5 protein-coding genes are annotated in these 5,118 nt (G+C 70.9%); 2 read left to right on the top strand and 3 right to left on the bottom strand.

Annotated features, from left to right (window positions below; all coding sequences use genetic code 11):
• Positions 1-326: 326 nt before the first annotated feature.
• The 3 genes from IE248_RS22435 to IE248_RS22425 form a co-directional block, all read right to left on the bottom strand.
• Positions 327-1,877, bottom strand: a complete 1,551-nt coding sequence (locus tag IE248_RS22435) for a PH domain-containing protein (RefSeq protein WP_190031513.1) — start codon at positions 1,875-1,877, stop codon at positions 327-329.
• Entirely contained in the window at positions 1,874-2,374 is a 501-nt protein-coding gene (locus tag IE248_RS22430; protein ID WP_008742467.1) for a PH domain-containing protein, read from the bottom strand. The genes IE248_RS22435 and IE248_RS22430 overlap by 4 nt, the downstream gene beginning before the upstream one ends.
• A 62-nt stretch (positions 2,375-2,436) precedes the next feature.
• Positions 2,437-2,970 (bottom strand): hypothetical protein, encoded by a 534-nt coding sequence (locus IE248_RS22425; RefSeq protein ID WP_190031512.1) that lies wholly within the window; start codon positions 2,968-2,970, stop codon positions 2,437-2,439.
• A 165-nt stretch (positions 2,971-3,135) separates the two neighbouring features.
• Here IE248_RS22425 and IE248_RS22420 point away from each other — a divergent pair, with 165 nt between their 5' ends.
• Both IE248_RS22420 and IE248_RS22415 read left to right on the top strand, forming a co-directional pair.
• On the top strand, positions 3,136-4,431 hold the full coding sequence (locus tag IE248_RS22420; protein WP_073794084.1) for a sensor histidine kinase: 1,296 nt from the start codon (positions 3,136-3,138) through the stop codon (positions 4,429-4,431).
• Positions 4,424-5,056, top strand: a complete 633-nt coding sequence (locus tag IE248_RS22415; protein ID WP_008742470.1) for a response regulator — start codon at positions 4,424-4,426, stop codon at positions 5,054-5,056. The genes IE248_RS22420 and IE248_RS22415 overlap by 8 nt, the downstream gene beginning before the upstream one ends.
• Positions 5,057-5,118 lie beyond the last annotated feature (62 nt).

Below are 5,118 nucleotides of genomic sequence, written 5' to 3'. Positions count from 1 at the left end.
CGCGCGCTCCATCACTCCGTGCAGAGAAACCTAAGACCAGAGATGACCCTGGCACGGGAGGGGCTCCACAGAAACCCCTAACGGTCCCCTACGGGCCCCTATGCGGGGCCCCGTGAAAGGCGTCGTGATTCAGTGGGCGCGCCGCATCATAATGCCCCCGGAGTGTGGGCGATTGCAAGAATTCCGAATGTCTTTGTCATCGGCCGATTCCGGATTCGCCGTCCGGGAGCGGGCGGACATGGAGACGGAGGGGCGGCCGGGGGGGACCGCCCCTCCGTCTCCCGGGGGTGCGCCAGTTGGTTATCGGGGGTGGTGGCCGTCGGGGGTCAGCGGCGGGCGGGGTGCCGTTCGATGAACGGGGCGAGCAGGCCGGGTACCGCCTCTTCGGCGAGGGCGAGGCCTTCGGAGACCGAGACGTCGCGGACCTTGTAGACGCCGCTTCCGGCGGCGGTGGCGGCTCCGAGGGTGAGCAGGCCGGCCTTGCGCTGGAAGACGGAGCGGGTGATGGACCAGCCGATGATCCCGTCGCGCTGGACGGCGGCGGTGCGGCGGGTGAAGGTGCCGGCGCGGGTGACGAGGTAGGGGCCGTGGACGGCGTGGCCGAGGTTGCGGTAGGCGTCGTGGGCGAAGGCCAGGCAGACGGGCAGGAGCACCAGGGCGGTGATCCAGCCGGTGTGCACGAGGGCCGGTGTGAGCCACAGGCCGAGGCCGACGAACGGTGCGGCGATCAGGACGACCCAGCGCAGGGCGCGGTTGATCCTGCGCCGCAGGGCGGCGCGGGGGTGCGGTGCGAGGTCCGCCTCGTCGGTCGGGGACACCTCTGCGCCGAGGACGTCGGCGGCGATCCGGCGGGCCAGGGCCAGGGGTACGGGCGGGGTGAGCCGGCTGCGGCTGCTGTTCTCGTCCTCGTCGCCGAGGCCGCTGGCGACGGCCTTGACGCGGGCGCCTCCGGCCCAGCGCAGCAGCAGCGGCTCGGCCACCTCGACGCCGCGCAGCCGCTGTTCCTCGATGCTGACGGAGCGGGTGATGAGCAGGCCGCGGCGGACGCGGAGCATGCCCGTCTCGGGGCGGTCGAGGCGGTAGCCGCCCCAGCCTTCGATGAAGGTGGCCGTGGAGCCGGCGACGCCGATCAGGACGATGACGAGGAGGGCCACGAGGATGCCGTACCAGAGCGGTACGGAGCCGAAGCGGTCCTCCAGGTCCTTGACGATGCCGAGTTCGAGGGGGTCGATCTTCATCTCGTGCAGGGTGCGGTAGACGCTGCCGACGGCGATGAAGACGCCGCCGACGCCCCACAGGGTCAGGGGTGCGTACCGCAGCCACGCCCAGTCGAGTTCGGCGATGGTGGTGTCGGTGTCGCCGTCGGCGGTCCGCAGCCCCTGGCGGGCGTGGCGGAGTTCGCTGAGCCGGCTGCGCAGCGCGTCGGCGTCGCGGTTGCTGAGGCCGTCCAGGGACAGGCCGCCGCCGGAGGAGGCCTGGTCGCCGGTGGAGACCTTCAGGGAGGTGAGGCCGAAGATCCGGTGGAGGGGGTTGGCGGTCAGGTCGACGCTGCGGATGCGGTCGACGGGTACGGAGCGCTGGCTGCGGAAGAGCCATCCCTTGTGGAGTTCCACCCGGTCTTCGGTGATGCGGTACCGGGTGGTGATGAGGCGCATCAGGCTGATGCCGGAGATGACGAGGCAGGTGATGAGGAACGTGGCGCACGTGATCAGGACCTGGAGGTTGACCTCGCCGCCGGTGAGGACGGTGGTGGCTCCGAAGGTGACCAGCGGTGTGGCCACCACGCTCAGGTTGACGAGGAACAGGCGCGGGTTGAGCCGCCCCCACGGGTCGTCCTGGGCGTGCTCCGCCTCTCGTACCGCGGTGTCCGGTGTCACGTGGCGTCTCCCGGTACGGCCTGGGTGGACCTGGTGAGCTGCTCCACGAGTTCGGTGGCGGTCCCGTGGTCCAGTCCCTTGATCTTCACGGCGCCGGAGGAGGAGGCGCTGGTGACGGTGATGCCGGACAGCCGGAACATCTGCTGGAGCGGGCCGCGGAGCATGTCGACGGTCTGGACGCGGGACAGGGGGACGACCCGCCAGCGCTGCCAGAGCCATCCCGAGGCGGCGTAGACGGCTTCGTCGGTCATCTCCCAGCGGTGCACCCGGTAGCGCCATATGGGCATGACGCCCATGTAGAGGAGGCCGGGGACGAGGGCGGCGAGGAAGAGCGGTCCGAAGACGAACCGGGCCGGTCCGATGGTGAGGTACAGCACGCCGAACACGAGCGGGAGCGGCAGCGCGAACAGGGAGGACTGGAGGGTCCACCACCCGATCGCACGGCTCTCGACCCGGTTGCGAGGCGGACGGAGCCTCAGTTCTTGGTTGTCTAGCACTGCCTCACCCTGGTTCCTGAAGGATTCTGATTCGTCGCCGGTCGACTCGTACCGCATTGCTTTCAGTTCGCTCCCCGGTCGGCGACCGGTGCCGTCGCGGTGCGTACGGTGCGCAGCCGGGACAGCAGGACGGCGGCCCGGGCCGTCACCATCGACAGCGACATCAGGGCGAGGGAGCTCACGAGGACCTCGCTGCCGCTGAGTTGGTAGTCGGTGGTGAAGCGGGTCACGGAGGCGTCGAACCAGTGCTCGCAGCCGTACGCGAAGAGGATCTGGACGGTGGAGAGGAGGGTCCAGACCGCAGCGTGGCCCGGTCCGCCGGTGCTGCGGATGTCTCCCGCGCTGTCGCGGTGGGCGGTAAGCAGGGAGGTCGCGCCGAGACCGCAGATGGCGCCCATGCCGATGCTGGCGAGGTGCAGCGACGTGTCGTTGCCCGCTGTCGGGAAGGAGTGTACGCAAGCGGCGGCGACGAGGACAGCCACCAGTGTGGGGCCGGCGATCCTCGTCGCGGTGATGCGCCGGTTGCCGGAGTCGGTCGCGAGGATGACGGCCAGGATCGATCCGCAGGTGATGAGCGCCGTAGTGAACTGACCCACGTGACCTGACCCGTCCTTTCCGCTTTCCCTCGGAATCCCTTGTCGCGGTTCCTTCCGCTGGTTCCAACGTAGGCGGGGCGGCCGGGTCCGGGGGACGACCGATCGGTGGGACCGGCTGTCAACCGATCGACGGACACCGGCGGACCTCGTGGTAGGACTTGTGCCGTGCACATAGATTCTCAGGCGGAGGTCCCGCGGACGGCCGCGAACTACGGTCCGGACTCGGGAAGCCGCTGGTTCGGCCTGTGGGACGGCTATTTCGCCGCCTCGTACTTCGTCACCCTCATCCTGCTGTTCACCTCGGCCGAGAGCCAGGCCCACCGGGCCCTCGCGATCGGTGCGCTGACGCTGATCGTGCCCTGGTACGCGGGGCTCGGCCGGAGGCTGATGGTCCACCGGACGGAGGGGCGGCGGAGCATCGTGTTCTCCGCCGGGCTGCTCCTGCTGTTCGGCTCCGCCAGCATGCTCGATCTCGCGGGTTCCTTCGCGCTGTTCGCGGTGGTGCCCATGCTCATGATGAGCCTGTCGGTGCCGCCGGCGATCGTGCTGGTGGTACTGGCCAACCTGTGGCCGGTGACGGTGGTGTGGCTGCGGGGCGGGGAGTTCGATCCCCACATCCTTTCGGTGCTGCCCATATCGCTGCTGGGCATCGCCCTGTCGGTGCTGCTGGGCCTGTGGATCACCCGGGTGGTGCGGCAGAGCAACGACCGGGGCGAACTGATCAACGAGTTGCGGCGCAGCCGGGAGCGCGAGGCCCGGTTGTCCCACCAGGCCGGCATCTCCGCCGAGCGGGAGCGGCTGGCCCGGGAGATCCACGACACCCTGGCGCAGAGCCTGACGAGCATCATCAGCCTGGTGCAGGCGGCCGAGTCGGAGGTGGAGGGCAATCCGGAGCGGGCGCGGTCCCGGCTCGGGCTGGCGGGCCGGGTCGCGCAGGACAGCCTGGCCGAGGCCCGCGGGTTCGTCTCCGCGCTGACCCCGCCGCCGTTGCGGGAGAGCTCGGTGGTGCAGGCCGTACGGCGCCAGGCCGATCTGCTGCGGGAGGAGACGGGGCTGACGGTGCGGTGCTCGGCCCGCGGCGAGGAGCGGTCGCTGCCGATGGCGGTCAGCGTGGTGCTGCTGCGTTCGGCGCAGGAGGCGTTCGCCAACGTGCGCAAGCACGCGCGGGACGCCCGTAGGGTGGAGGTGCTGGTGGCGTTCGCGCCGGACACGGTACGGCTGGTGGTCCGCGACGACGGCGCCGGTTTCCGTGCGCAGGACGACGGGCGGGGCCCGGAGCCTGCGGACGCGCGGGAGCGCGGGGCGGACGGCGAGCGGAACGGTTTCGGGTTGCGCGGCATGCGGGCCCGGGTGGAGGAGATCGGCGGCATGGCACAGATCAGCAGCACCCCGGGTGCGGGCACGGTCATCGAGGTGACGGTGCCGTTGGGCCCGGTGGCGCGGGGGTCGGCCGGTGAGTGAGCGCGAACCGATCGGGGTGCTGCTCGCCGATGACCATCCGGTGGTCCGGGAGGGCCTGAGCGCCATGCTGGAGCTGGACGAGGGCATCCGGGTGGTGGGGCAGGCGGGTTCCGGTGAGGAGGCGGTGCTGCAGGCCGGCCGGCTGCGGCCGGACATCGTCCTGCTCGACCTGCGGATGGGCGCGATGGACGGGGTGGCCGCGACCGGGCACATCCTGCGGGAGTCGCCGCGGAGCAAGGTGGTCATCGTGACCACGTACGAGGACGACGCCGACATCCTGCGTGCGGTGGAGGCGGGCGCGGCGGGCTATCTGCTGAAGGGCAGTTCCCGCGAGGAGCTCGTGAACGCGGTGAAGGCGGCGGCGCGCGGTGAGACGGTGCTGACGCCGTCGCTGGCGCCGAAGCTGTTCCGGGCCCGGGTGGTGGAGGCGCCGGTGCTGTCGGAGCGGGAGTGCGAGGTGTTGCAGCTGGTCAGGCAGGGTCTGACCAACGCGGACATCGGGCGCCGGCTGTTCATCAGCGAGGCGACGGTCAAGACGCACCTGTTGCGGTCGTTCAAGAAGCTGTCGGTGTCGGACCGCACGGCGGCCGTGATCACGGCGCTGGAGCGGGGCCTGCTGTCCTGAGGGACCGCGGACGCGAAAGCCCGGCCGTACCCCGCCCCAGGGGTACGGCCGGGCTTTCGCGT

Source organism: Streptomyces goshikiensis, assembly GCF_014650555.1.
Classification (GTDB): domain Bacteria; phylum Actinomycetota; class Actinomycetes; order Streptomycetales; family Streptomycetaceae; genus Streptomyces; species Streptomyces goshikiensis.
Note: the sequence above shows the minus strand (reverse complement) of the source record. Positions and strands in the feature narration are given on the sequence as shown.